Source organism: Bradyrhizobium sp. SK17 (assembly GCF_002831585.1).
Lineage (GTDB): Bacteria > Pseudomonadota > Alphaproteobacteria > Rhizobiales > Xanthobacteraceae > Bradyrhizobium.
Genome location: NZ_CP025113.1, coordinates 7977786 through 8003090 on the forward strand (window position 1 = coordinate 7977786; position 25305 = coordinate 8003090).

Sequence of the window (25305 nt, forward strand, 5' to 3'; positions counted from 1 at the left end):
CGACTACCAGCAGGCGTTAAACAGCGCGTTAACCGGCTGAATCCGGATTGTTACGGATTTGACGCGATTTTCGCTATGCTTGACTTCCACGCCGCTGCCGCGTCACGGTCCGGCCCGCAACGATCATGCTTAAGAATCCTTGAAGAACACCTGACATGAGCACCGGCTTTATTGTTATCCGCGACAACACCCCCGCGAGCGCCATCCCGAAGGGCGCCGTCGTCGCAATGGGGAATTTCGACGGCGTCCATCTCGGTCACCGCGCGGTGATCGGCGCCGCGCTCGCGATGAGCAAGGCGCGCGGCGTACCCGCGCTGGCCGTGACCTTCGAGCCGCATCCGCGCAGCTTCTTCAGCCCGAACACTCCGCAATTCCGTCTCACGGACGAGACCAACAAGCTGCGGCTGCTCGCGGCCACCGGGCTCGCCGGCGCCGTCGTCATGACATTCGACAAAGCGCGCGCCGGGACCTCGGCGCAGGATTTCATCCATCACGACCTGATCGGCCGGCTCGGCATCAGCGGGATCGCCGTCGGCTACGACTTCCATTTCGGCAAGGGCCGGGTCGGCTCGCCAAGCCTGCTGGTCAGCGAGGCGCCGCGGCTCGGCATCGAGGTCGATGTGCAGGCCCATGTCGACATCGAAGAACGCCCGGTATCCTCCAGCGCCATTCGCATGGCGCTCGCCGAGGGGCAAGTCGCTGACGCGACCACGATGCTGGGCGGGCCGTGGTTCGTCACCGGCAAGGTGATCCATGGCGAGAAGCGCGGCCGCGATCTCGGCTATCCTACCGCCAATATCCGCCTCGACAAGCATTGCGGCCTGAAGCATGGCATCTATGCGGTGCGGGTCGGCAAGGGCGCGCAACGGTTCGACGGTGTCGCAAGCTTCGGACGCCGTCCGACCTTCGACAACGGCGCGCCGCTGCTCGAAGTGTTCCTGTTCGACTTCAAGGGCGACCTCTACGACACGGTCCTTGATGTCGCATTCATCGGTTTCATTCGCGAAGAGCTGAAATTCGACACCATCGAGGCGTTGATACGCCAGATGGATGACGACAGCGCCAAGGCGCGCGCGCAACTTGCCGCCGCGCCGGACGCGTTCCCACAGCTCGGAGTGATTGATTGAACAAGACTGAAAAGCAAAAAATGCTGGCGGGCGAGCTGTATCGCCCGGATGCAGAGATCGCCGCCGACCATACCGCGGCGGAACACTGGATGGCGCGCTACAATGCGTCGGGCGCTGCTTCCGCGGCCGAACTGAACGCGTTGCTCGCCGAACGCTTCCGCAAGGTCGGCAAGGACGTCCTGATCCGGCCGCCGTTCTTCTGCGATTACGGTAGCAATATCAGCCTCGGCGATGGCGTGTTCCTCAACTTCAACTGCGTCATCCTCGACGTCGTCGAGGTCGAGATCGGCGACCGCACCCAGATCGGGCCCGCGGTGCAGATCTATACCGCCGACCACCCGCGCGACGCCGAAACCCGCCGCGCCGGGCTGGAATTCGGTCGCCCGATCCGGATCGGCAGCGACGTCTGGATCGGCGGTGGCGCCATCATCCTGCCCGGCGTCACGATCGGCGACGGTGCCCTGGTCGGGGCCGGCAGCGTGGTGACACGGGACGTCGCCGCCGGCACGATTGTGGCCGGAAATCCGGCCCGGCGGCGGCAGCCTTAGGACGGGATGAAGTCAGGTTAGATCAGCTTGACCGCGGGTTCGGTCCACCTCTCCCCGGTGGGGAGAGGTCGGCGCGCAGCGCCGGGTGAGGGCTCTTGCTCTCTCGATAGACCGCAACCCCTCACCCGATTTGCTGCGCAAATCGACCTCTCCCCAAGGGAGAGGTGGCACCTCCGCCGCCGCCCCAGGGGCGCTCCCGCGGGACGGTCCGGCCGGCCAACCGGGGCTTTGCGAATTCCCCGCTTGGCTGCTAAGGAAACCCGATGTTTTCGCGGCGCATCATACGGATTAGCGGCCCGGCTTCCGCCTGAGCCTGAGGGCTCGGCGCAAGACCGGGATTTCGTCGTTTTACCCCGATTGATCGCGTTCCCGCGCCCTCACCTGCCAGATCAGAGCCTTCATGTCCGACAAGCCGCAAAAGACCGACGCCCAAAAGACTGACACCAGGGACTATTCCAAGACCCTCTACCTGCCGCAAACGGAATTCCCGATGCGCGCCGGCCTGCCCCAGCGCGAGCCCGAAATCCTGAACTACTGGAACGAGATCGGCCTCTACGACAGGCTGCGCCGGGAAGCCGAGGGCCGCGCCAAATTCGTGCTGCATGACGGCCCGCCCTACGCCAACGGCAACATCCACATTGGGCACGCGCTGAACAAGATCCTCAAGGACGTCGTGACCAAGAGCCAGCAGATGCTCGGCTTCGACTCCAACTACGTGCCGGGCTGGGACTGCCACGGCCTGCCGATCGAATGGAAGATCGAGGAGGAGAACTACCGCTCCAAGGGCAAGCAGAAGCCGGATTTCCGCGACTCTGCCGCGATGGTCGCGTTCCGCAGGGAATGCCGCGCCTATGCCACGCACTGGATCAACGTGCAGCGCGAGGAGTTCAAGCGACTCGGCATCATCGGCGACTGGGATCATCCCTACCAGACGATGAGCTATCCGGCCGAGGCCCAGATCGCCCGCGAGCTGATGAAGTTCGCCGCCAACGGCACGCTGTATCGCGGCTCCAAGCCGGTGATGTGGAGCGTGGTCGAGAAGACCGCGCTCGCCGAAGCCGAAGTCGAATACGAGGACTACACCTCCGACATGGTGTGGGTGAAATTCCCGGTCACCTCGCCGGCGCATGGCGCGCTGGCCAATGCCTCGGTCGTGATCTGGACCACCACGCCGTGGACACTGCCCGGCAACCGCGCGATCTCGTTCTCGCCGAAGATCGCCTATGGCCTCTATAAGGTGACGGATGCGCCGGATGCGAAATGGGCGAAGCCGGGCGACCTCCTGATCCTGGCCGACGCGCTGGCGGCAGAAGTGTTCAAGAAGGCACGCGTCGCCGCCTATGAGAAGCTGCGCGACATCCCCGGCGACACGCTAGACGCCGTCGAATGCGCCCATCCGCTGCGCGGCTTCAGCGGCGGCTATGAATTCACCGTGCCGCTGCTCGCCGGCGACCACGTCACCGACGACACCGGTACCGGTTTCGTGCACACCGCACCTGGCCACGGCCGCGAGGACTTCGACGTCTGGATGGCGAACGGGCGAGAGCTTGCCGACCGCAGCATCTCGACCGCGATCCCCTACACTGTGGACGAAAATGGCGCCTATACCGCGCAAGCGCCCGGCTTCATCGGCAAGCGCGTGATCACCGACGAGGGCGAGAAGGGCGACGCCAACGATGCGGTGATCAAGGAATTGATCGGAGCCGGCAAGCTGCTCGCGCGCGGCACCCTCAAGCACCAGTATCCGCATTCCTGGCGCTCCAAGAAGCCGGTGATCTTCCGCAACACACCACAATGGTTCATCGCGATGGACAAGGACATCGCGGAGAACGGCCACGCCAGGAAGGGCGACACGCTGCGCGCCCGCGCTCTGCACGCGATCTCGGTCACGCAATGGGTGCCGCCGGCCGGCGAGAACCGCATCAACGGCATGATCGCCAACCGTCCGGACTGGGTGATCTCGCGGCAGCGTGCCTGGGGCGTGCCGATCGCGGTGTTCGTGCGCGAGAACGGCGACGGCTCGGCCGAGATCCTGCAAGACGAGGTCGTCAACCAGCGCATCGCCGAGGCCTTCATGGAGGAAGGCGCCGACGCCTGGTACATGGACGGCGCCCGCGAGCGCTTCCTCGGCACCCGCGCCTCGGAAGACTGGAAGAAGGTCGACGACATCTGCGACGTCTGGTTCGATTCCGGCTCGACGCACGCCTTCGTGCTGGAGGACCGCCAAAACTTCCCGCAGCTCGGCAACATCGTCCGCAAGGTCGACGGCGGCAACGACACCGTGATGTACCTGGAAGGGAGCGACCAGCATCGCGGCTGGTTCCACTCCTCGCTGCTGGAAAGCGCCGGCACGCGCGGCCGCGCGCCCTATGACATCGTGCTTACCCACGGCTTCACGCTGGACGAGAACGGCCGCAAGATGTCGAAGTCGCTCGGCAACACGGTCCAGCCGCAGGACGTGATCGCAAATTCCGGCGCGGATATCCTGCGCCTCTGGGTCTGCGCCACCGACTACGCCGACGACCAGCGCATCGGTCCGGAGATCCTGAAGAACACCGTCGAGACCTATCGCAAGCTGCGCAACTCGATCCGCTGGATGCTCGGCACGCTGCATCACTTCAAGCAAGCTGAGAAGGTTGGCTTTGCCGAGATGCCCGAGCTTGAACGGCTGATGCTGCACGAACTGGCCGGCCACGCCGAGACCATCCGCAACGCCTATGCCGCGTTCGACTACAAGACCGTGGTCGCGAGCCTCGCGGCGTTCATGAACTCCGAGCTGTCGGCGTTCTATTTCGATATCCGCAAGGACACGCTGTATTGCGATCCGCCGTCCTCGGTGGCGCGCAAGGCGGCGCTGACCACGATCGACCTGCTGTGCGACGCGATCCTGAAATGGCTGGCGCCGATCCTGAGCTTCACGACCGACGAAGCCTGGCGGATGTACCGGCCGAATGCCGAGCTCTCGGTGCATCTCACGCTATTCCCGGAAGGTCTCGAGCAGTTCCGCAACGACGCCCTGGCGGCGAAATGGGAGACGATCCGCAACGTCCGCCGCGTCGTCACCGGCGCGCTCGAACTGGAGCGCAAGGACAAGAAGATCGGCTCGTCGCTCGAAGCCTCACCGGTGATCTACGTCGCCGACAGACAGATGCTGGCCGCGCTGTTCGACATCGATCTCGCCGAGGTCTGCATCACCTCGAACTACGAGGTGCGCGAGGGCGAGGCGCCGGCCACCGCGTTCCGCCTCGATGCGGTGCCGGGTGTTGCCGTCGTGGTCGAGAAGGCGGTCGGCACCAAATGCGCGCGTTCGTGGAAGATCCTCCCCACGGTCGGCGAGGACCCTGAGTATCCCGACGTCTCGCCGCGCGATGCGCAAGCGTTGCGCGAATGGAAGGCGCTGGGGAGCACGGCCTGACATGTACCGTCGTCCCGGCCGAGTGCGCAATTGCGCACGGGGCCGGGACCCACAACCACCGCTGTCTCGATTGGACGAAGATTGATGACCCCAAGTCATTCAAACAACACCCGGCACGGCGTATGGGTCCCGGCCTGCGCCGGGACGACGGCTACGATCGACCGATGACCGCTCCCGTTCGCGCCGGTGCGCTGGCGGCGGTCATCACCCTGATCGCCGACCAGGCCTCCAAGCTCTGGCTGCTCCATGTCCTCGACATCGCGCGCCATGCCCCGGTGACGGTGACGCCGTTCTTCGACCTGGTGCTGGCCATGAATCCCGGCATCAGCTTCGGCTGGTTCCAGAGCGAGACCCCGTCGGCCCAGATCCTGCTGATGGCGATCAAGGCCGCTGCCGTGATCGCGCTGGCGATCTGGATGGCGCGGTCGCGGACCTGGCTTGCGACACTTTCGCTCGGCTTGATCATCGGCGGCGCCATCGGCAACGGGATCGACCGTTTTGCCTATGGCGCGGTGGTCGATTTCGCCCTGTTTCACGTCGAGATCGCCGGAAAAACCTATAATTGGTACATTTTCAACCTCGCCGATGTGGCGATCGTTGCTGGGGTGGCGGCCCTGCTGTATGATTCCGTGTTGGGGACCCCCGCCGTAAAAGCGCCCTGATCCCGGCCGATACGAGCCGGTCGGCAGTCAACCTGCATCGAGCGAAACTGTGCTTAAGCCGGTGATCGCTTTGGCGAATTTTGAGATGGGAATGGCGCGATGCGCAACACCAAAGTCCGCGGTTACCTGATCGAGACGTCCCGGCTGCCGCTGATGCGCGGCCTGCGTCTGGCTTTCGTCGCGGCCGGGATCGGCCTTGTCATGACGGCCGGCCCGGTGCGTGCCGGCGACGATGACGATGACGGCGACGACGGGCTGACCTTCGAAGAGCGGATCATCGACAATCTGATGACCGGCCTTGGCGCCAAGAGCGCGGCCAGCAAGGGCATCGACTACCGCGAACGCTCGCCGCTGGTGGTGCCGCCGAAGCTCGATTTGCCGCCCCCCTCCTCGGCCGCCCAGGTCAACGCGCCGAACTGGCCGAAGGACCCGGATATCGCCGCCCGCAAGGCTGCGATCGCGGCACGCAAGAAGGAAGTCAAGAAGGAGCCGTGGCAGTCGGCGGTGGCGTTGACGCCGGCCGAGATCGAGGCCGGCCGCAAGCAGCAGACCGCGACCGACGGCCGCAAGGAGCCGCTCGAGCCCGGCGCCAACACCAATCCGTCGCTGATGCCGAGCCAGCTCGGCTACACCGGCGGCCTGCTCGGCATGTTCAAGGGAAACAGCAGCGAATCCAAGCCGTTCACGGGCGAGCCGACGCGCGAATCCCTGACCGAGCCGCCGCCGGGCTATCAGACACCGTCCTCGGGCTTTGCCTATGGCACCGGCCCGATGAAGCCGAAGGTGAATGACGGCCAGTACGACGTCATGACCGGAAAGCCGATCCAGTGATCGCTTGGCCTTTGCGGTCGAAGGCTGACATGAGCAAAGCTTAATGCGGGGCGGCGTGTGTTTCTCCGCTTCGTGACGACGGACACGGCCACGACCGTGTACGATGGCTTGCTTTCGCACCCCGGCCATCCGTCCGGGCTTTCATAAGGACCGTGATGCGCTCTCGCCGCTCGATTGCCCTGCTCGCTGCCGCCTTTGTCTCCACGATCCCGTTGTCGGGCGCCGGCCTCCGCGCCCAGACCACCGTCACCTCGGAACGCCCCGCGAGCTTCACGCTCGACAACGGGTTGCAGGTGGTGGTGATCCCCGATCACCGCACGCCGGTCGTGACGCAGATGATCTGGTACAAGGTCGGCTCGGCCGACGAGACGCCCGGCAAATCGGGGCTCGCGCATTTCCTCGAACATCTGATGTTCAAGGGCACCTCCAAGCATCCGGCCGGCGAGTTCTCGCAGACCGTGCTGCGCGTCGGCGGCAACGAGAACGCCTTCACCTCGACCGACTACACCGGCTACTTCCAGCGCGTGCCGCGCGATCAGCTCGCCTCCATGATGGAGTTCGAGGCCGACCGCATGACCGGCCTGATCCTCAAGGACGAGAACGTGCTGCCCGAACGCGACGTCGTGCTCGAAGAGTACAACATGCGGGTCGCCAACAACCCGGACGCGCGGCTGACCGAACAGATCATGGCCGCGCTCTATCTCAACCATCCCTACGGCCGGCCGGTGATCGGCTGGCATCAGGAGATCGAGAAGCTCGACCGCGAGGATGCGCTCGCCTTCTACCGGCGCTTCTACGCTCCGAACAACGCGATCCTGGTGATCGCCGGCGACGTCGACGTCAAGGACATCCGCCCGCTGGTCGAGAAGAATTTCGGCCCGATCCCGGCCCAGCGCGCGATCCCCGAGAAGCGCATCCGGCCGCAGGAGCCGACGCCGGCCGCACCGCGCACCGTGACGCTGTCGGATCCGCGCGTCGAACAGCCCGGACTGCGCCGCTACTATCTGGTGCCGTCGGCAACGACCGCGGCAGCAGGCGAGAGCCAGGCGCTCGACGTGCTTGCGCAATTGATGGGCGGCGGCGCCAACTCCTACCTCTATCGTTCGCTTGTCATCGACAAGGGCCTCGCGATCTCGACCGGCGCCGGCTATCAGGGCACCGCGCTCGATCCGTCGCAATTCTCGATCTCGGTGACGCCGAAGCCGGGCGTCGCGTTCGCCCAGATCGAAGATGCGATCGACAAGGTGATCGCCGACCTCGCGCAGAACCCGGCGCGTGCCGAGGATCTCGAACGGGTCAAGACCCAGCTCATTGCGGAAGCGATCTACGCCCAGGACAACCAGGCGACGCTGGCACGCTGGTATGGCGGAGCGCTGACCACCGGGCTCAGCATCGACGACATCAGGAGCTGGCCGGATCGGATCCGCGCGGTGACCGCCGAGCAGGTGCGCGCTGCTGCCGCCACCTGGCTCGACAAGAAGCGGTCGGTGACCGGCTATCTGATCAAGGATACTGCGCCGAAACGCGAGGAGAAGCGCTCGTGATCTATTCCCTCACCCGACGTGCGGCGCTGATCGGCGGCGCCTGCGCCGCGATGCTGGCGATGTCATCGGCGCCATCGCAGGCCGCCGCCAAGATCCAGCGGCTGGTGTCGCCCGGCGGCATCGAAGCCTGGTTCGTACAGGATGCGACCGTGCCGCTGATCGCGATGGAATATTCCTTCAGCGGCGGCGCCAGCCAGGACCCGCCCGGCAAGCCCGGCGTCGGCAATCTGGTCGCCGACCTGCTCGACGAGGGTTCCGGCGATCTCGATTCCAAGACCTATCACGAGCGGCTCGAGCGCCGCGCCATCGAGCTCAGCTTCCAGGCGAACCGCGATCAATTCCGCGGCTCGCTGCGCATGCTCAAGGACAACAAGGACGAGGCCTACGACCTGCTGCGGATGGCGCTGACCTCGCCGCGGTTCGAGCCGAAGGATGTCGAGCGGATCCGCGCCCAGACGATCTCGAACCTGCGCCGCGAATCGACCAATCCGTCGACGCTGGCCGGCCGCAAGTTCCTCGAACTGGCATTCGGCGATCATCCCTATGCCCGGACGGCCACCGGCACGCTCGAAAGCGTGCCGACCATCGAGATCTCCGACCTCAAGGACTATGTCCGCCGCATCATCGCCAAGGATACGCTGCGCATCGCTGTCGTCGGCGACGTCGACCCCGATACGCTCGGCAAGCTGCTCGACAAGACGTTCGGCAGCCTGCCGGCGAAGGCCGAGCTGACGCCGATACCCGATGTCGTCGCGACCAAGCCGCCGCAGCGCGCCTTCGTGCCGCTCGACGTGCCGCAGACCGTCGTCACCTTCGGCGGCCCCGGCATCAACCGGCACGACCCGGATTTCATGCCCGCCTATGTGGTGAACCACATTCTCGGCGGCGGCGGGTTGTCGTCGCGGCTCTACAAGGAAGTGCGCGAGAAGCGCGGCCTGGCCTATTCGATCTACGAGGCGCTGCTCTGGATGGATCACTCGGCGCTGTTCATCGGCAACACCGGCACCCGTGCCGACCGCGCCGGCGAGACCGTCGATGCGATCGATACCGAAGTCCGCCGCATCGCCGAGCAGGGTCCGACACAGCAGGAGCTCGACGAGGCGAAGTCCTATCTGAAGGGCTCGCAGATGCTGGCACTCGACACCTCCTCCAAGCTCGCGCAGGCGATGCTGCAATACCAGCTCGACAAGCTGCCGATCGACTACATCGAGAAGCGCAACGCCATCGTCGATGCGGTGACGCTCGACGACGCCAAGCGGGTCGCCAAGAAGCTCTGGGGCAACGGCCTGCTCACCGTGATCGTCGGCCGCGCCCCGCAAGCCGCCGCCCAGCCGGCGTCCGCGCCGCCAAAGGCGAACTGACGCGCACTCGAAGTGCGGCCCTCCTTCATTCACAGCACCGTTGTGGCCACCCCTCTCCCCACCCTCCCCCGCAAGGGGGGAGGAAGCCCGAGAGGTGTGCTCTCCTCACATCACTGCTGACATTCAAGCTTGGATCGTCAGGGACGCACCGGCGCGCGGGCTCCCTCCCCTTGCGGGGGAGGGTTGGGGAGAGGGGTGAGCCGCAGGCTCAGACAGCAGACGTAACCGCCCCATCAACACCACCCAAGCGGAGCCAAACCCGCTATCTTGCGGCCAGCCGATTCTTCCCTCACCGGGTGCTGTCATGCTGCGGGTGTCCCGCGACCTTACGATCGACGAGAACGACATTGAGATTGTGTTTGTCCGCGCCTCCGGTCCGGGCGGACAGAACGTCAACAAGGTCTCGACCGCGGCACAGCTCCGCTTCGACACGACGAAGATCGCGCTGCCGGCGGACGCGGCGCAACGGCTGGCGCGGCTGGCCGGCAGCCGCATGACCAAGGACGGCGTGATAGTGATCCAGGCGTTCCGGTTCCGCACCCAGGAACGCAACCGGGCCGATGCGATCGAGCGACTGCTCGAGATGTTGAAGGAAGCGATGGTGCGGCCGACGCCGCGACGGCCGACCAAGCCGACGCTCGGCTCCAAGCAGCGCCGGCTCGAGGGCAAGAAACGCCGCAGCGACATCAAGGCCGGTCGCGGCACACGGCGTTTCGACGATTGAGGAACGCCGGATACGGCGCGTAGACCGCCGGGCGGCCATGTCCACCGTACCGGTTCCGCTGGCCGGTTTTGTTCTGCGGTGAAACAGCCCGCTACTACCACCGGCAGTTTTCGGCCTCCTACAGTCACTGCAAACAAGCGGTGGTGTGGATGACAAGACTGCGCGCACGACTGTCGACCGGGCTTGCGATCGGGCTTGCGATCGGGCTCGGATTTTGCAGCGCGATGCTTGCAGTGCAAATCGCGGCAGCGCAAATGCCCTTGCCAGCCGCCAAGCCGCCTGACGGCCCGACGCTGTTCAAGCAGCAATGCGCGACCTGCCACACCAACAACGCATCCGATCCCGTGCGACAGGGACCGTCGCTGTTCAAGGTGGTCGGTCGCCATGCCGGCAAGGCCGACGGTTTCAAATATTCCGCAGGCTTCGCCAAGGCCGATTTCGTCTGGGACGACGCTCACCTCGATGCCTGGCTGACCAATCCGCAAGAGCTGATCCCCGGCGCCGTGATGGCCTATCGGCAGGCCAAGCCGGAGACCCGCGCCATGATCATCGCCTATCTGAAGGAGCTGAACTGAATGGCGAAACCCGTGCATTCGATGATCCGCGTGTTCGACGAGGCCAAGGCGCTCGACTTCTATCACCGCGCCTTCGGGCTGGAGATCGCCGACAATCTGCGCTTTGCCGATTTCGCGCTGATCTATCTGCGCCATCCGTCGTCGCCGTTCGAGGTCGAGCTCACGGTGAATTTCGACCGCAAGGAGCCCTACGCGCTCGGCGACGGCTACGGCCATCTCGCCGTCGTCGTCGATGACGTCGATGCCGAGCACGCGCGCTTCGAGCAGGAGAAGCTGTCGCCGGGGCCGCTGCGTGACTTCAAGCATGACGGCAAGACGCTGGCGCGCTTCTTCTTCGTCGCAGATCCCGACGGCTACAAGATCGAGGTGATCCAGCGCGGCGGGCGCTTCGGCTAACTCAATCATAAAAATGATCTACGGAGGAAACCATGAGAGAAATCGATCGACGCAGCAGATATGACCGGCGCGTGTTTCTCAAAGGCGCGGCGGCCACCGCACCGGCGGTCGCGATCGCGACATCGACCGGGCTCGGCATCACCGATGCGTGGGCCGACGAAGCCGGCACGCTGACGCCGGCGACCATGAAGACGCTGTTGAAGATGGCGCGCGACATCTATCCGCACGATTTCCTCGGCGACAGTTACTACATCACGGCGGTCAAGCCGTGGGACGACAAGGCCGCCAAGGACCCGGCGGTCAAGTCGCTGATCAATGACGGCGTCGCGCGGCTCGATCAGGAGGCCAACGACCGCCACAAGATGCCCTACGCGCAGGTCGCCTGGGAGAACGATCGCGTCGCGCTGCTGCAACGGATCGAGGAGAGCGCGTTCTTCCAGAAGATCCGCGGCGACCTCGTCGTCTCGCTCTACAATAACAAGGAGGTATGGCCGCGGTTCGGCTACGAGGGCTCCTCCGCCGAGCATGGCGGCTACATCAAGCGCGGCTTCGCCGATATCGACTGGCTGCCCAAGGCCTGAATCGGACAACGAACGCTCGGGAGGACACAATGGCAAAATTCGATCTGAATGACAGCGGCGTTGTCGTGATCGTCGGCTCCGGTGCCGGCGGCGGAACGCTCGGCAATGAACTGGCGCAGAAGGGCATCAAGGTGGTGATCCTGGAGGCCGGCCCGCGCATCGAGAACCAGGACTTCATCAACGATGAATGGGACAGTTTTTCCCAGCTCGCCTGGTCGGATGCGCGCACCACGTCGGGGACCTGGCGCGTCCACAAGGACTTCCCCAATCTGCCGGCCTGGATCGTCAAGGCGGTCGGCGGCTCGACCACGCATTGGGCCGGCGCGTCGCTGCGCTTCGACGAGCACGAGTTCAAGATCAAGTCGGCCTATGGCGGCATCCCCGGCGCCAATCTCTTGGACTGGCCGATCACGCTCGCCGAGATGGAGCCGTGGTACGCCAAGGCCGAGGACAAGATGGGCGTCACCCGCACCAACGGCATCCCCGGGCTGCCCGGCAACAATAACTTCAAGGTGCTTGAGGCCGGCGCCAAGAAGCTCGGCTACAAGGAGGTGCACACCGGGCGGATGGCGATCAACAGCGAGCCGCGCGACGGCCGCGGCTCCTGCCAGCAGATCGGCTTCTGCTTCCAGGGCTGCAAGTCGGGCGCCAAATGGTCGACGCTCTACACCGAGATCCCGAAGGGCGAAGCCACCGGCAATCTCGAGGTGCGCCCAAGCAGCATGGTGATCAAGATCGAGCATGACCAGTCCGGCAAGGTCACCGGCGTGGTCTATGCCGATGCGAGCGGCGCGATGCAGCGCCAGAAGGCGCGCGTGGTCGCGGTCGCCGGCAATTCGATCGAGAGCCCGCGGCTGTTGCTCAACAGCGCCTCCAGCATGTTCCCGGACGGGCTCGCCAATTCATCGGGCCAGGTCGGCCGCAACTACATGCGGCACATGACCGGCAGCGTGTATGCGAGCTTCGAGAAGTCGGTGCACATGTATCGCGGCACCACGATGGCCGGCATCATCCGCGACGAGGCTGCGAACAACCCGAAGCGCGGCTTCGTCGGCGGCTACGAGATGGAGACGCTGTCGCTCGGCCTGCCCTTCATGGCCGCGTTCCTCAACCCCGGCGCCTGGGGCCGCAGCTTCACCGGCGCGATGGAGGGCTATCCGCGGATGGCCGGGATGTGGCTGGTCGGCGAGGACATGCCGCAGGAGACCAACCGCATCACGCTCGATCCGAAGGTCAAGGACAAGTTCGGCATGCCGGTCGCCAGCGTGCATTTCGACGATCACCCCAACGATCTCGCGATGCGCGATCACGCCTACAAGCAGGGCTCCGCGGTGTACGAGGCGGTCGGCGCCACCGTGACCTATCCGACGCCGCCCTATCCCTCGACCCACAACATGGGCACCAACCGGATGAGCGAGAAGCCGCGCGACGGCGTGGTCAACAAGTTCGGCCAAACCCACGACGTCAAGAACCTGTTCGTGTCCGACGGCAGCCAGTTCACATCAGGCGCGGCGTGCAATCCGACGCTGACGATCGTGTCGCTGGCGATCCGCCAGGCCGATCACATCGCCGGCGCGATGCAGCGCAAGGAGATCTAGAGCCTTTCCCGTTCCTATGGAATCGGAACGGGGCTCTAGGTTCTTGTCTTGACGCGTTTTCTTCACGCGAACCGGTATCCACTTCGCTCGAAAACGCTCTAAGATCCCTCGAACTGAAGCGGCCTTGTCCTGCACGGGACAAGGCCGCTTTTTTCTTGCGCGGTTGATTTGCGCTGAAACTATTCCGCGGCATCCATGCAGCCGGGCGAAAGGGTGGCGAGGAATTTGGCCAAGGTCATACCTTCCTTGGCCGCGATCTCCTCGAGCGTATCCCAGAACGACATTTCCAGCCGGATCAAGGTGCAATGGTCGTCGATCCGCAACGATCGGGTCTGCGATCCATCGTCGCGTTGCGCGCCGTCGCGCTCGCGATGGCTAACGCATCGGATTCCCGGCAACGACATCGATAGCGGAATGGAAACGTAGATAGCGACATGACGGCGGCAAATGGCCGCATCGAACAGATTTAGGAAATAGGTATGGTCCCAAGGAACGATGAGAAAGCCAAGCTTGGTCTCGCATTGCACAAAATGTGTGTAATTTTTGGGAGATCTGGGAGCTTGTATACTGGTCAACCCGCCAGTAGGCTTCACTATCGAAAATTGAGTATGGAAAAATACGGCACCAAGCCGCCAGCTCATCCAAGGAGAGGACGCGCATGATGCCCGGGATTGTTCATTCCGCACACGGTCTTCGGTCGCGCCTTCGCCTCGCCGTGCGTCTGTCCGATGTCAAGCATAGTCTCCGCTGCCATTCGCGCCGTGACGTCTGGCGCTAGCCGATGCGTGCCTACATCGTCCGGAGGCTGCTGGCCCTGATCCCGACCCTGATCTTCGCCAGCATGATCGTGTTCATCACGGTCAGGCTGATCCCGGGTGACGTGATCGACATGATGCTGAGCCAGAACGACATCGGCGCAGATAAACTGAGCCGTGAGCAGCTCGAGCACGTGCTCGGCTTCGACCGACCGATGGCGCAACAATACGTGGTGTGGATCTTCGGCATCTTGCGCGGCGATCTCGGCAACTCGTTATGGCGTTCGACACCGGTGCTCGACGACATGCTGCAGCGTTTGCCGGTTACTTTCGAACTCGGCCTCCTGGCGCTCATCGTCGCGCTGTCGATCGCGTTGCCGATCGGCGTTTATTCCGCGATACGGCAGGATACGGCGGGCGACATCATCGCGCGCTCGTTCTCAATCTTGCTGCTGGCGGTACCGAGCTTCTGGCTGGGCACCATGGTGGTGGTGTTTCCCTCGATCTGGTGGGGTTGGTCACCGGAAGTCAATTATGTTCCCTTCAGCGCGGCCCCGCTGCAGAACCTCAAGCAGATGATCGTGCCGGCTATCGTGCTGGGCGCGGGTCTCTCCGCCGTGACCATGCGGATGACGCGAACCATGATGCTGGAGGTTCTTCGGCAGGATTACATTCGGACCGCCTGGGCGAAGGGTCTTCCGGAGCAGTTGGTGGTCATGCGGCACGCGCTGCGCAATGCCCTCATTCCGGTGATCACCCTGATCGGGCTGCAAGCCCCGCTGCTGATCGGCGGCGCCGTAATCATCGAACAGATCTTCGTCATTCCCGGCATGGGGTCGTTGCTGCTGGAGGCCGTCAACCAGCGTGACTATCCCGTCATCACCGGCGTGTTTCTGGTGGTCGGTGTTGCCGTGATGCTGATCAACCTGATCGTGGACCTGAGCTATGGCCTGCTCGATCCGCGGGTGAGGCACCGATGAATTCGCTGACCGAAGCCAGCCCGATGAAACGGCGGGCCTCGCCAGGCGCCCTGAGGCAGTTCGTGGCGCGGCTGATCCGAGAGCAGCCGGTGGGCGCGGCGGCGGGGGTCGTGTTCGTTCTCTTCCTGTTTTGCGGTGTGTTCGCGCATCTGCTGGCGCCCTACGGCTTCAACGAGATCAGCCCGATCGAGCGGTTGAAGCCACCATCGCTGCGACATCTGTTCGGAACCGACAATCTCGGCCGCGACGTGCTGTCGCGCTGCCTTTATGGCGCCCGGCTGTCGGTGATTATCGGTCTCTCGGCAGCCGCGCTCGCTACCGTGATATCGGTGACCATCGGTACCATAACCGCCTATATCGGTGGCCGATTCGACATGATCGCGCAGCGGTTCGTCGACGCCTACATGTCGTTTCCTGAGCTGGTGATCTTGATCGCGGTGGTATCGGTGCTTGGCCCCGGCATGATCCAGATCATCGGTATCCTCAGTCTGGTGCTTGGCATTGCGGGCTCCCGCATCATCCGCAGCGCCGTGCTGTCGGCGCGGGAGAACCTGTATGTGCATGCAGCACAGTCGATCGGTGCCTCGACTGGCCGCATCCTGTGGCGGCACATCCTGCCAAACATCATGCCGCCGATCATCGTGTTGTTCACCACCCGCGTCGGCGCGGTGATCCTTGCGGAATCCGGCCTGTCGTTCCTCGGTCTCGGCGTACCGCCGCCCGCGCCCACCTGGGGCGGCATGCTTTCCGGCAGCGCCCGCACGTACATGTTCCAGGGACCATGGCTGGCGCTCGCGCCTGGGCTTTGTCTGACGGTGGTCGTTTACGCCACCAACGTATTCGGCGACGCGCTACGCGACCTGCTTGATCCGCGCATGCGCAACTCGCGCTAGGGACAATCAACGGAACGAGACGGGGAGAAACACACGATGCGAAAGCCAACGACCGGACTGGGATCGATTGCAAGAACGTTGCGCGCACTGTCGCTGGCTGGCGCGTTGACGCTACCGGCTGGGTTGGCATCCGCAGGCGAAGCGGTGCCGCAACGCGGCGGGACCCTCAACATCGGCAACGTCTATGTCACGCTTTCGCCCCTCACCTGGGATCCGGCCGACTGGGCGTGGAAGTTCCAGCAGGACACCGGCCTGATGTACGAGCAATTGTTCGCCGCCGACCTCAGCAAGTCGAAGCGGCACGGCGGCCCCTACTCGTTCGTACCGGACGCGTGGCTTCCGTCGGACGCGATTCGCGGTGAACTCGCCGAGAGTTGGCAGTGGAAGCAAGATCCGCCGCGCGTGGAGATCAAGCTCCGTCAGGGCGTGATGTTTCCGGAGAAACCCGGCGTAATGGCGGCGCGCGAACTCGTGGCCGAGGACGTGGTGCAGAGCTACGAACGGCTCAACAACAGTCCGAAGAAGATTCCGACCTATTTTGACCACATCGCAAAGGTCGAGGCGACCGACAAGCACACCGTCGTGTTTACGTTCAAGACCTATTTCTCCGAGTGGGACTATCGGTTCGGCTGGGGCTACTACTCCGGCATCGTGCCGAAGGAGGTCGCCGACGCGGGCGCGGGAAACTGGAAGAACGCCAATGGAACGGGGCCATTCCGGCTCACGGACTACGTGCAGGGCAACGCGGCCACATTCTCCAAGAACGACAAGTACTGGGACAAGGAAGTCATCGACGGCAAGTCCTATCAGTTGCCGTTCGTGGACAAGATCGTCTATCGCACCATCAAGGACGAGGCCACGTTCCTCGCCGCGCTGCGGACCGGCAAGCTCGACCTGCTGGAATCCATCCGATGGAGCGCGGTGGAAGAGCTCAAGAAGAGCGCGCCCAAGCTGCAGTGGTCACGCTGGCTTGCCACTGGGGGCACGTTCCTCGCCATGCGCAACGACACGAAGCCGTTCGACGACGTACGGGTACGCCGCGCGCTCAACATGGCGGTGAACAAGCAGGAGATTCTGAGCTCGTTCTACAATGGCGAGGGGCAGTTGTTCGCATACCCGCAACACCCCGACTACATCGGCTATTTCGAGCCTCTTGAGCAGATGCCGGACTCGATCAAGGAGCTCTACACCTACAATCCGAAGAAGGCGAAAGCGCTGCTCGCGGAGGCCGGCTATCCGAACGGCTTCTCCTTCAAGGTTCAGGTGTGCTCCTGCTCGCCCGACCACATGGACCTGTTGCCATTGGTGGCAGCCTATCTGGAGCAGGTCGGCGTCAAGATCGAAATTCAGCCGATGGAATACGGCGCATTCCTGTCGGCGATGACCACCAAGACCAACGCCGCTGGCTATTTCATGCTCAACGGCCATACCAACCCGACCACCACGCTGCGCAAGAGCTTCGTCACGAAGCAGACGTGGAATCCGTCGCAGTTCTCCGATCCCGACATCGACCGCAAGATGAACGAGGCCTATCAGGAGCAGGACGAAGGCAAGCGTCAGGCAATGCTCAAGGAGATGACGCGGTCGATCATCGACAAGGCGCCCTACATCTTCCTGCCCGTCCCCTATGTCTATACGGCCTGGTGGCCGTGGGTGAAGAACTATGGTGGCGAGTTGCGCGCTGGCGCAGAGCGTCCGGGCCCGATCCACGCGCGGATATGGATCGACCAGGAAATGAAGAAGGGGATGGGCTATTGAACGGCCCGGCGAATCTTCCGGACGCTGTTGGGGACGGTGGCGCGCAGCCACCGCCCCTGCTGCGGGTGCGCAATCTGACGACACGCTTTCGCATCGACCGCGGCGCGATCACCGCGGTCAATCGCGTTTCCTTCGACGTGGATGCGGGCGAGACGCTGGCCATCGTCGGCGAGTCCGGTTCGGGCAAGAGCATGACGGCGCTGTCGATCCTGCGGCTGATCCCGAACCCGCCCGGCCGGATCGAGGACGGTGAAATCCTGTTCGACGGGCTGGACCTGCTGAAGCTGTCCGATGCGGAAATTCGCGACATCCGCGGCAACAAGATCGCCATGATCTTCCAGGAGCCGATGAGTTCGCTGAACCCGGCGCTGACGGTCGGCCTCCAGGTCGGCGAGCCCATCAACCGCCACGGCGGCGCGCCGTGGTCGAAAGCCTTGCTTGCTGCGCGCGACCTGCTTGGACGGGTGAGGATGTCCGACCCCGCTTCGCGCGTTAACGCCTATCCGCACCAATTCTCCGGCGGCATGCGCCAGCGCGCGATGATCGCGATGGCCATGGCCTGCCAGCCGAGGCTGATCATCGCCGATGAACCGACCACAGCACTCGATGTCACGGTGCAGGCGCAAATCCTGGACCTGCTCAAGGATCTGGCGCTGCGCTCGCGCTCGGCATTGATCCTGATCACGCACGACCTCGGCGTGGTCGCGCGGTACGCCGACCGCGTCGCCGTCATGTATGCCGGGCGCATCGTGGAGACGGCCCCGGCACGGGAGTTGTATTCGCGGCCGCGGCATCCCTACACCCGCGGGCTCATGGCCTCGGTGCCCCGGCTGGACAGCGATACGCACCAACGTCTGGTTCCCATCGAGGGCCAGCCACCGAACCTCGCGGCGCTGCCACCCGGCTGCGCATTCGCGCCGCGCTGCCGCCAGGCCGTCGACGCTTGCAAGCAGGCCCCGCCCCCGCTGCGCGAAGTCGGCCCGCGTCACAGCGCGGCCTGCATCATGGAGGGCTGACCGATGTCGCAACAGCTGCTGCAAGTCCGCGATCTGAAGGTCCATTTTCCGATCAGTGCTGGCACCCTGTTGCGAAAGCAGGTCGGAGCGGTGCGTGCGGTCGATGGCGTATCGTTCTCGCTGGCGCGCGGCGAGACGCTTGGTCTCGTCGGGGAAAGTGGCTGCGGCAAGTCGACCACGGGCCTGGCGATCCTGAAGATGCAGGCGCTGACCTCCGGCCGCATCGAGTTCGAGGGCCAGGACATCACGTCCTACGACCGCAAGCAGATGCAGCCGCTGCGGCGGCGGATTCAGATGGTCTATCAGGATCCCTACGGCTCGCTCAATCCGCGCATGACAGTGCGTGATATTATCGGCGAGCCCCTGGTGGTGCATGGGCTTGCAGGAGATCGCGAGGCCTATGAGGAGCGAATTGCCACATTGATGCGCACGGTCGGCTTGTTGCCGGACATGGCGGGCCGCTATCCACATCAATTCTCGGGCGGCCAGCGCCAGCGCATTGGCATCGCAAGGGCTCTGGCGCTCGAGCCTAGCCTTATCATCTGCGACGAGCCGGTATCGGCGCTCGACGTCTCGATCCAGGCCCAAGTGGTGAACGTGTTTGTCGAACTGCAGGAGCGGCTCGGCCTTGCCTACTTGTTCATTGCCCACGACCTGGCCGTTGTCCGCCATGTCAGCCATCGCATAGCGGTGATGTATCTGGGACGGATCGTGGAAATCGCCCCACGCGACGCCCTCTACACGTCGCCGCTACATCCCTACACGCAGGCCCTCCTCGCGGCCGTGCCGGTGGCGGACCCCGAGGTCGAGGCGGCACGACCGCGGGCGATCATCAGCGGCGAAGTGCCGAGCGCAACCAATCCGCCACCGGGCTGTCGCTTCCACACCCGCTGCCCGCAGGCGTTTGCGCGCTGCCGAACCCAAAGTCCGGAGTTGCGCGACCTCGGCAGCGGTCAGGCCGTCGCCTGCCATTTGCACGACACTCTCTGATCGTCCTAACGTGGACGCCATGAAGCTCAAGCCGAACACCAAGGGCGACGTCACCCGAACCCGGAAGTTCGTCGCCAAACAAGATGCCATTCTTGATGCCGCCGCCCGCCAGTTCAATCGGCTTGGTCTCAAGGGAGCGACCTTCACCGACATCGCTGGCAGCGTCGGCCTGCTCACCAACAGCGTCACCTATTACTATCACCGCAAGGATGACCTGGCGGCGGCCTGCCTGATCAAGGCGATCGGCTCGGGGCATGCGTTGGCCGACGCGGCGCTCGGCGCCGGCGATCCAGAGGCCAGGATCCGCCATCTGATCCATGGACACGCCGATGTACTCGCCGGAATCGCCCGCGGTCAACGCGACGCGTTGGTCAACTTCAACGATATCCGGGCACTGAAGGCCCCCGAGGCCGATCGCGTATTTGCCGCCTATACCGAGATGTTTCGCAGCGTTCGGAAGCTGCTACCGAAGGACATCCTGGGACCGCAGGAGCGGAACGCGCGGGCGCATCTGCTGGTGTCGCTGACCAACTGGATGCGCCGCTGGATCTCCCGCTACGAGCCCGACGACTACGCATACGCCGCGGCGCGCATGAGCGACATCGTGATCAACGGGCTCGCTCGCCGGCGCGGTCAATGGAAGGAGTTGGCCGGGCTGGAGATCGACTGGTCACAATCCGACTCAGCCGATACCCCCACTCCCGACGCCTTCCTGCGCGCGGCAACCGTGCTGGCCAACGACGAGGGCTATCGCGGCGCCTCCGTCGATCGCATCGCAAGACGCCTGAACCTCACCAAAGGGTCCTTCTATCACCACTATGATAGCAAGGAGGAGCTGGTTGCGTCATGTTTCGAACGGACCTTCGACATCATTCGCCGCACCCAGACACTGGCGCGTCAGCGCCATGACTCAGGCTGGGCGCGGCTGATGGCGGCTGCGCAGGCGCAGGTTCGAATTCAGCTATCGGATCATGGGCCCTTGATCCGAACCTCGGCATGGAATGCCTTGCCTGAGCCAATCCGCGAGAATTGCAGGCAAGCGCTCGACCGCCTGACCGAGCAACTGGGCGTGTTCGTGGTAGAAGCCATGCTCAACGGAGACGTTCGCCTGCTTGATACATCGATTGCCGCCGAACAGGTTACGGGGATGATCAATGCTGCCTCCGAGCTCGACCGCTGGGTACCTGCGCTGGCCAGGGACCGCGCCGTCGACTTGTTCGCGCGACCACTCTTTGAAGGCATCCTGTCGTAGCTACCACAATCCCGATCCGATGTGCCTGCTCGGGAATACGCATCGGTCCTTTCAGATACGGCGTGCCTATTCCGCCGCGTCCATGATCGGCGCCGTCGTCCCGCGATAGTCCGGAACCACGGCCGGCGCATTCGCCTTGGCGCGATAGATCAGGCAGGAGCAGCGCAGCAGCGAGGCGAAATTGTTCACCTCGCCGTGATGGTCGAGCACCTCGTTGTGCAGGGTGGTGAGGAACTTGGCCAGCGTCATGCCTTCCTTGGCCGCGATCTCCTCGAGCGTGTCCCAGAACGACATTTCCAGCCGGATCGAGGTGCAATGGCCGTCGATCCGCAACGATCGGGTCTGCGATTCATAGTCACGCTGCGGCTGGTGCGCGAAAAGATGGCACATGGCGTTCCTCCGGCGAGAACTTATAATTTTTCTAAACGATATACCTGTGCGTGCGGCCCCACAATCGCGACGTAGGGCGTAACGCGCGAGCCCTCGAAGGCGAACGACTTCAAGGCCATAGCCCGGAATCATCCCCAGCCCGTGGCGGCATCGGCGCCTCCGTCCCATGCATTTGCCGGCGCGGCCATTTATAGTGGCGTCCAGCCTCGAATCGTGTTCCCGACAGTCGATCCATGCCCGTCCGCCAACTTCCCGAACAGCTCGTCAACCGCATCGCCGCCGGCGAGGTGGTCGAACGTCCTGCGAGCGTGGTCAAGGAACTGGTCGAGAACGCGATCGACGCCGGCGCCAGCCGGATCGACGTCTTCACCGATGGCGGCGGACGGCGCCGGATCGGCATCACCGATGACGGCGGCGGCATGACGCGGTCAGACCTTGCGCTTGCGGTCGACCGCCACGCCACCTCCAAGCTCGATGACGAAGACCTCCTGCGCATCCGCACCCTCGGGTTCCGCGGCGAGGCGCTGCCGTCGATCGGCGCGGTGGCCAAACTCGGCATCACCACGCGCCACGCCAGCGAGCCGCATGCGTGGTCGCTGGCGGTCGAAGGCGGCGAGAAATCGGAGATCATGCCTGCCGCGCTCGGCCAGGGCACCCGCGTCGAGGTCAATGAACTGTTCTACGCCACGCCGGCGCGGCTGAAATTCCTCAAGACCGACCGTACCGAGGCAGAGGCGATCCGCGAAGTGGTACGGCGCCTCGGCATGGCGCGGCCCGACATCGCCTTCACGCTGGCCGGCGAGGAGCGTGCGCCGGTGACCTGGGCCGCCGCGCTGCCCGGCGCGGCCGGCCGGCTGACCCGGCTCGGCGATATCCTCGGCGCGGATTTTCGCGCCAGTGCGATCGAAGTGCGATCCGAACGCGAAGGCGTCGTGGTCGAGGGCTTTGCCGCCGCGCCGTCGCTGACCCGCGCCAATGCGCTCGGGCAATATCTGTTCGTCAATGGCCGCCCGGTGCGCGACAAGCTGATCCTCGGTGCGGTGCGTGCGGCCTATTCCGACTATCTTCCGCGCGACCGCCATCCCGTGGTGGCACTGTTCGTGACCTGCGACCCGCAAGAGGTCGACGCCAATGTGCATCCGGCCAAGACCGAGGTGCGCTTCCGCAACGCCGGCCTGGTGCGCGCGCTGATCGTGCACGCGCTGAAGGACGGCCTGGCGCGCGAGGGAAGGCGCACCGCGGCCAACACCGCCGACGGCGCGACCTTGCAGGCGTTCCGCCCCGCTTTCACGCCGCCGCCGCGGCCGGGCAATTGGGACTGGCGCTCTTCGCCGTCCTATCCGGCTGGTCCGATGCGCGGCTTCGAAGCCGCGGCGGCGACCGCCTTTGCCGAGCCGGGACAGGCCGCCTTCGATGTCGGCACCCCGACCGCCGATGTGCGCTTCGAAGCGGCACCCGCGCCCGACATGCTGGACCGTCCGCTCGGCGCCGCACGCACCCAGATCCACGAGACCTACATCGTCTCGCAGACCCGCGATGGCCTCATCGTGGTCGACCAGCACGCGGCCCATGAGCGCATCGTCTATGAGCGGCTGAAGGCCTCGCTGGCGAAGAACGGCGTGCAGCGCCAGATCCTCTTGATCCCCGAGATCGTCGAACTCGACGAGGCGACCGTCGAGAAGCTGCTCGATCGCGCCGAAGAGCTGTGCTCGTTCGGACTTGCGATCGAATCCTTCGGCCCCGGCGCCGTTGCCGTGCGCGAGACGCCCTCGCTGCTCGGCAAGGCCAACGCGGCCGGCCTGTTGCGCGATCTCGCCGAACACATGGCGGAATGGGACGAGGCGCTGCCGCTGGAGCGCCGGCTGATGCATGTCGCCGCCACCATGGCCTGCCACGGCTCGGTCCGCGCCGGCCGCCGCCTCAAGCCGGAAGAGATGAACGCGCTGCTGCGCGAAATGGAAGACACCCCGAATTCCGGCCAGTGCAACCACGGCCGCCCGACCTATGTCGAGCTGAAGCTCAGTGATATCGAGAAGCTGTTCGGGCGTAGATAGATCTTGCACGATTCCGTAGGATGGGTGGAGCGCAGCGATACCCATCAACTTTCGTTCCGCGGCACCATGATGGGTTTCGCTGCGCTCTACCCATCCTACAAGTTCTTACCGCGCGAACACCTCGAGTGCGGTGCGCAACTGCGCGATCCATTCATCGCCGTCCTTGAAGCCACCTGCCGCGATGCGGGCGCAGACCTGATCGAGATCATCGCCGCTGGCCGGACGCTTGCCGATCTGCCGCACGATCGCGGCATAGCCATCCACCAGCAGCACGAGACCGGGCGCATTCGCCGCGGCATAGTGTCCGCGCGCATCGGAGAACAGCCCGGTCGCCTCGTCGTACCGGCCGAGCGCCAGGTCAAAAGCGCCGACCAGCCAGATGCCGGTTGCGACGCGCAGCGGCCCGAGCTCGAGCCTCTCGACGAGGCGCAGCGAGCACTCCGCGAGTTCGCGCGCCGCCAGCAGATGATCCGGGTCGATCGGCCTCTCCGAAACGCTCCAGCCCGGCCAGCAATCGGCTGCGGCGTTGAACGTCAACCGCTGCGCCACCTTCAGCGCTTCGGTCCGGTCACTGTCCGGCGCGCCACGATGGCGTTCGATCTGGTCGGCGGCGTGACGCGCGGCCGCAAGCAATGCCGCGTCATCGCCTGCGCCGCGCAACGCCTTGACGCGCGCCTCCAATTGATTTGCGAGCATGGCGAGAGTGTCGGTCATGCATGCAGCATAACGTCGTCAAATGACGCCGGCGCTGAACCGCCCTACACTTTTTCGCGAAGGAACACGAATTCGGTATCGTCGTACGCGCGCCGCTCGACTTCCTCAAAGCCCTCGGGAGCCGCGAATGCCGCAGCCTTGGCCTCCTCGACCACAAGCAATGCGCTCGGCGTCAGCCAACCGCCATCGCGTAGCGAGGCGAGCGCCTTTTCGGCGAGGCCCTTGCCATAGGGCGGGTCGAGAAACACCAACGCGAACGGCTCGACCGGATGCGCCGGTCCGAGGTCGGTGGCATCGCGGCGGTAGACTTTTGTGGTCCCGCCGAGGCCGAGCGATTCCACATTGTTGCGCAGCAGCGCCCGCGCCTCGGCGCCATTGTCGACGAACAGCGTGAATTTGGCGCCGCGCGAGACTGCCTCGATCCCGAGCGCGCCGGTGCCGGCAAACAGATCGAGCACGCGGGCGTCCTCGATCGGGTTGTCATAGGCATGGACCAGGATGTTGAACACGGACTCGCGCAAGCGGTCCGCGGTCGGCCGGATCTCGCGGCCCGACGGCGACGCGAGATTGCGGCCCTTCAGCCTGCCCCCGACGACACGCATCGACCGCTACTCGTCCTGCGGCTTGAGATCGCGCTTGCCGTGATAGCCGCGCTTGGGACGGCGCGGCGGGCCGTAGCCGTTGGCCTCGTCCTCGTTGCGGGCGCGCGCTTCCTCGCTGCCGGTGCGCTGCACCAGCACGCGGCGACCCTTGCGGTCGTTGATGGTCTCGCGCTTGCTCGGCTTCGGCTTCCTCGCTGGCGCACCGTCGCCGTCAGCGGCGTCGCGCTGCTCCGGACGTGTGAAGTCGGCACCGGCGATCTTGGCGATCTTCTCGCCGAGCTGCTCGCGCAGCACCCGGGTCTTGACCTCCTCGACCTTGCCCTCCTCGAGCTCGCCGAGCTGGAACGGGCCGTAGGAGATCCGGAATCAGCCGGTTTCACCTCGAGCCCGAGATGCGCCATCACGTTGCGCACCTCGCGGTTCTTGCCCTCGCGGATCGCGAACACCACCCAGACGTTGGAGCTCTGATCGCGCTCCAGCGTCGCCTCGATCGGGCCGTATTTGACGCCGTCGACCTCGACGCCGTCCTTGAGCTGGTC

At 64.7% G+C, this 25305-nt stretch carries 22 protein-coding genes and 2 pseudogenes; 19 read left to right on the forward strand and 5 right to left on the reverse strand.

Translation table 11 applies throughout. The features are described 5' to 3' along the window. Positions 1–155 precede the first annotated feature (155 nt). The 12 genes from CWS35_RS37055 (at position 156) to CWS35_RS37110 (ending at position 13362) form a co-directional block, all read left to right on the forward strand. The gene (locus CWS35_RS37055; protein ID WP_100955913.1) at positions 156–1127 is read left to right on the forward strand and encodes a bifunctional riboflavin kinase/FAD synthetase; all 972 of its coding nucleotides are present in this window, start codon (positions 156–158) and stop codon (positions 1125–1127) included. Further along, positions 1124–1675, forward strand: a complete 552-nt coding sequence (locus tag CWS35_RS37060) for a sugar O-acetyltransferase (protein WP_100955914.1) — start codon at positions 1124–1126, stop codon at positions 1673–1675. Before CWS35_RS37055 ends, CWS35_RS37060 begins: the two co-directional genes overlap by 4 nt. A gap of 400 nt (positions 1676–2075) precedes the next feature. Further along, positions 2076–5090, forward strand: a complete 3015-nt coding sequence (gene ileS, locus CWS35_RS37065; protein ID WP_100955915.1) for an isoleucine--tRNA ligase — start codon at positions 2076–2078, stop codon at positions 5088–5090. A gap of 164 nt (positions 5091–5254) precedes the next feature. After that, positions 5255–5752: a signal peptidase II gene (gene lspA / locus CWS35_RS37070; protein ID WP_024581112.1), complete on the forward strand. Its 498-nt coding sequence runs from the start codon at positions 5255–5257 to the stop codon at positions 5750–5752. A 99-nt stretch (positions 5753–5851) separates the two neighbouring features. Then, entirely contained in the window at positions 5852–6583 is a 732-nt protein-coding gene (locus tag CWS35_RS37075) for a hypothetical protein (protein WP_100950067.1), read from the forward strand. A 155-nt stretch (positions 6584–6738) separates the two neighbouring features. Beyond that, on the forward strand, positions 6739–8127 hold the full coding sequence (locus CWS35_RS37080) for a pitrilysin family protein (RefSeq protein ID WP_024581114.1): 1389 nt from the start codon (positions 6739–6741) through the stop codon (positions 8125–8127). 50 nt (positions 8128–8177) lie between these two features. Beyond that, a complete protein-coding gene (locus CWS35_RS37085) occupies positions 8178–9488 on the forward strand; it encodes a pitrilysin family protein (RefSeq protein WP_043855271.1) in 1311 nt (436 codons plus the stop codon). 304 nt (positions 9489–9792) lie between these two features. Then, a complete protein-coding gene (arfB, locus tag CWS35_RS37090) occupies positions 9793–10212 on the forward strand; it encodes an alternative ribosome rescue aminoacyl-tRNA hydrolase ArfB (protein ID WP_100950069.1) in 420 nt (139 codons plus the stop codon). A 254-nt stretch (positions 10213–10466) separates the two neighbouring features. Beyond that, positions 10467–10787, forward strand: coding sequence for a cytochrome c family protein (locus CWS35_RS37095; RefSeq protein ID WP_024581117.1), 321 nt, complete (start codon positions 10467–10469; stop codon positions 10785–10787). Beyond that, positions 10788–11183, forward strand: a complete 396-nt coding sequence (locus tag CWS35_RS37100; protein WP_100950071.1) for a VOC family protein — start codon at positions 10788–10790, stop codon at positions 11181–11183. It begins immediately after the preceding gene. Positions 11184–11215: 32 nt separating this feature from the next. Beyond that, entirely contained in the window at positions 11216–11764 is a 549-nt protein-coding gene (locus tag CWS35_RS37105) for a Twin-arginine translocation pathway signal (protein ID WP_100950073.1), read from the forward strand. 29 nt (positions 11765–11793) lie between these two features. Continuing rightward, positions 11794–13362 carry a GMC family oxidoreductase gene (locus tag CWS35_RS37110; protein ID WP_100955916.1) on the forward strand — a complete coding sequence of 523 codons (1569 nt, stop codon included), beginning with the start codon at positions 11794–11796 and terminating at the stop codon, positions 13360–13362. Positions 13363–13553: 191 nt separating this feature from the next. Here CWS35_RS37110 and CWS35_RS37120 read toward each other — a convergent pair. Then, a pseudogene (locus tag CWS35_RS37120) lies at positions 13554–13766 on the reverse strand (ribbon-helix-helix domain-containing protein); the annotation flags it as partial. Positions 13767–14143: 377 nt separating this feature from the next. Between CWS35_RS37120 and CWS35_RS37125 the strand changes: the two are divergent. Genes CWS35_RS37125 through CWS35_RS37150 form a run of 6 tightly spaced genes read left to right on the forward strand, consistent with a single transcriptional unit; the run spans position 14144 to position 21006 of the window. After that, on the forward strand, positions 14144–15097 hold the full coding sequence (locus tag CWS35_RS37125) for an ABC transporter permease (RefSeq protein WP_100950077.1): 954 nt from the start codon (positions 14144–14146) through the stop codon (positions 15095–15097). Continuing rightward, positions 15094–15990, forward strand: coding sequence for an ABC transporter permease (locus tag CWS35_RS37130; RefSeq protein WP_100950079.1), 897 nt, complete (start codon positions 15094–15096; stop codon positions 15988–15990). The genes CWS35_RS37125 and CWS35_RS37130 overlap by 4 nt, the downstream gene beginning before the upstream one ends. Positions 15991–16026: 36 nt before the next feature. Next, complete coding sequence (locus CWS35_RS37135) at positions 16027–17748, forward strand: ABC transporter substrate-binding protein (RefSeq protein ID WP_051404284.1); 1722 nt, start codon at positions 16027–16029, stop codon at positions 17746–17748. Then, on the forward strand, positions 17745–18764 hold the full coding sequence (locus CWS35_RS37140) for an ABC transporter ATP-binding protein (RefSeq protein ID WP_024581124.1): 1020 nt from the start codon (positions 17745–17747) through the stop codon (positions 18762–18764). Before CWS35_RS37135 ends, CWS35_RS37140 begins: the two co-directional genes overlap by 4 nt. Positions 18765–18767: 3 nt before the next feature. Next, on the forward strand, positions 18768–19754 hold the full coding sequence (locus CWS35_RS37145) for an ABC transporter ATP-binding protein (protein ID WP_100950082.1): 987 nt from the start codon (positions 18768–18770) through the stop codon (positions 19752–19754). A 19-nt stretch (positions 19755–19773) separates the two neighbouring features. Beyond that, positions 19774–21006 (forward strand): TetR/AcrR family transcriptional regulator, encoded by a 1233-nt coding sequence (locus CWS35_RS37150; RefSeq protein WP_100950084.1) that lies wholly within the window; start codon positions 19774–19776, stop codon positions 21004–21006. 66 nt (positions 21007–21072) lie between these two features. Here the strand turns inward: CWS35_RS37150 and CWS35_RS37155 are convergent, their stop codons facing one another. Then, positions 21073–21396 carry a ribbon-helix-helix domain-containing protein gene (locus CWS35_RS37155; protein ID WP_024581127.1) on the reverse strand — a complete coding sequence of 108 codons (324 nt, stop codon included), beginning with the start codon at positions 21394–21396 and terminating at the stop codon, positions 21073–21075. 233 nt (positions 21397–21629) lie between these two features. Here CWS35_RS37155 and mutL point away from each other — a divergent pair, with 233 nt between their 5' ends. Then, a complete protein-coding gene (gene mutL / locus CWS35_RS37160; RefSeq protein ID WP_100950086.1) occupies positions 21630–23450 on the forward strand; it encodes a DNA mismatch repair endonuclease MutL in 1821 nt (606 codons plus the stop codon). Between the two features lie 105 nt (positions 23451–23555). On the opposite strand, the gene CWS35_RS37165 is transcribed toward mutL, so the two are convergent. The 3 genes and pseudogenes from CWS35_RS37165 to CWS35_RS37175 form a co-directional block, all read right to left on the reverse strand. Then, positions 23556–24164, reverse strand: coding sequence for a hypothetical protein (locus CWS35_RS37165; protein ID WP_100950089.1), 609 nt, complete (start codon positions 24162–24164; stop codon positions 23556–23558). Between the two features lie 44 nt (positions 24165–24208). Next, positions 24209–24766, reverse strand: a complete 558-nt coding sequence (gene rsmD / locus CWS35_RS37170; RefSeq protein WP_100950091.1) for a 16S rRNA (guanine(966)-N(2))-methyltransferase RsmD — start codon at positions 24764–24766, stop codon at positions 24209–24211. A gap of 6 nt (positions 24767–24772) precedes the next feature. Next, positions 24773–25305, reverse strand: a pseudogene (locus CWS35_RS37175) (pseudouridine synthase); the annotation flags it as partial.

Bases quoted from the DNA above. Each gene is read 5' to 3' on its own strand.
- CWS35_RS37055 (WP_100955913.1), top strand. From the start codon at position 156: ATGAGCACCGGCTTTATTGTTATCCGCGACAACACCCCCGCGAGCGCC.
- ileS (WP_100955915.1), top strand. From the start codon at position 2,076: ATGTCCGACAAGCCGCAAAAGACCGACGCCCAAAAGACTGACACCAGG.
- lspA (WP_024581112.1), top strand. From the start codon at position 5,255: ATGACCGCTCCCGTTCGCGCCGGTGCGCTGGCGGCGGTCATCACCCTG.
- CWS35_RS37075 (WP_100950067.1), top strand. From the start codon at position 5,852: ATGCGCAACACCAAAGTCCGCGGTTACCTGATCGAGACGTCCCGGCTG.
- CWS35_RS37080 (WP_024581114.1), top strand. From the start codon at position 6,739: ATGCGCTCTCGCCGCTCGATTGCCCTGCTCGCTGCCGCCTTTGTCTCC.
- CWS35_RS37085 (WP_043855271.1), top strand. From the start codon at position 8,178: ATGCTGGCGATGTCATCGGCGCCATCGCAGGCCGCCGCCAAGATCCAG.
- arfB (WP_100950069.1), top strand. From the start codon at position 9,793: ATGCTGCGGGTGTCCCGCGACCTTACGATCGACGAGAACGACATTGAG.
- CWS35_RS37095 (WP_024581117.1), top strand. From the start codon at position 10,467: ATGCCCTTGCCAGCCGCCAAGCCGCCTGACGGCCCGACGCTGTTCAAG.
- CWS35_RS37100 (WP_100950071.1), top strand. From the start codon at position 10,788: ATGGCGAAACCCGTGCATTCGATGATCCGCGTGTTCGACGAGGCCAAG.
- CWS35_RS37105 (WP_100950073.1), top strand. From the start codon at position 11,216: ATGAGAGAAATCGATCGACGCAGCAGATATGACCGGCGCGTGTTTCTC.
- CWS35_RS37110 (WP_100955916.1), top strand. From the start codon at position 11,794: ATGGCAAAATTCGATCTGAATGACAGCGGCGTTGTCGTGATCGTCGGC.
- CWS35_RS37125 (WP_100950077.1), top strand. From the start codon at position 14,144: ATGCGTGCCTACATCGTCCGGAGGCTGCTGGCCCTGATCCCGACCCTG.
- CWS35_RS37130 (WP_100950079.1), top strand. From the start codon at position 15,094: ATGAATTCGCTGACCGAAGCCAGCCCGATGAAACGGCGGGCCTCGCCA.
- CWS35_RS37135 (WP_051404284.1), top strand. From the start codon at position 16,027: ATGCGAAAGCCAACGACCGGACTGGGATCGATTGCAAGAACGTTGCGC.
- CWS35_RS37145 (WP_100950082.1), top strand. From the start codon at position 18,768: ATGTCGCAACAGCTGCTGCAAGTCCGCGATCTGAAGGTCCATTTTCCG.
- CWS35_RS37150 (WP_100950084.1), top strand. From the start codon at position 19,774: ATGAAGCTCAAGCCGAACACCAAGGGCGACGTCACCCGAACCCGGAAG.
- CWS35_RS37155 (WP_024581127.1), bottom strand. From the start codon at position 21,396: ATGTGCCATCTTTTCGCGCACCAGCCGCAGCGTGACTATGAATCGCAG.
- mutL (WP_100950086.1), top strand. From the start codon at position 21,630: ATGCCCGTCCGCCAACTTCCCGAACAGCTCGTCAACCGCATCGCCGCC.
- CWS35_RS37165 (WP_100950089.1), bottom strand. From the start codon at position 24,164: ATGACCGACACTCTCGCCATGCTCGCAAATCAATTGGAGGCGCGCGTC.
- rsmD (WP_100950091.1), bottom strand. From the start codon at position 24,766: ATGCGTGTCGTCGGGGGCAGGCTGAAGGGCCGCAATCTCGCGTCGCCG.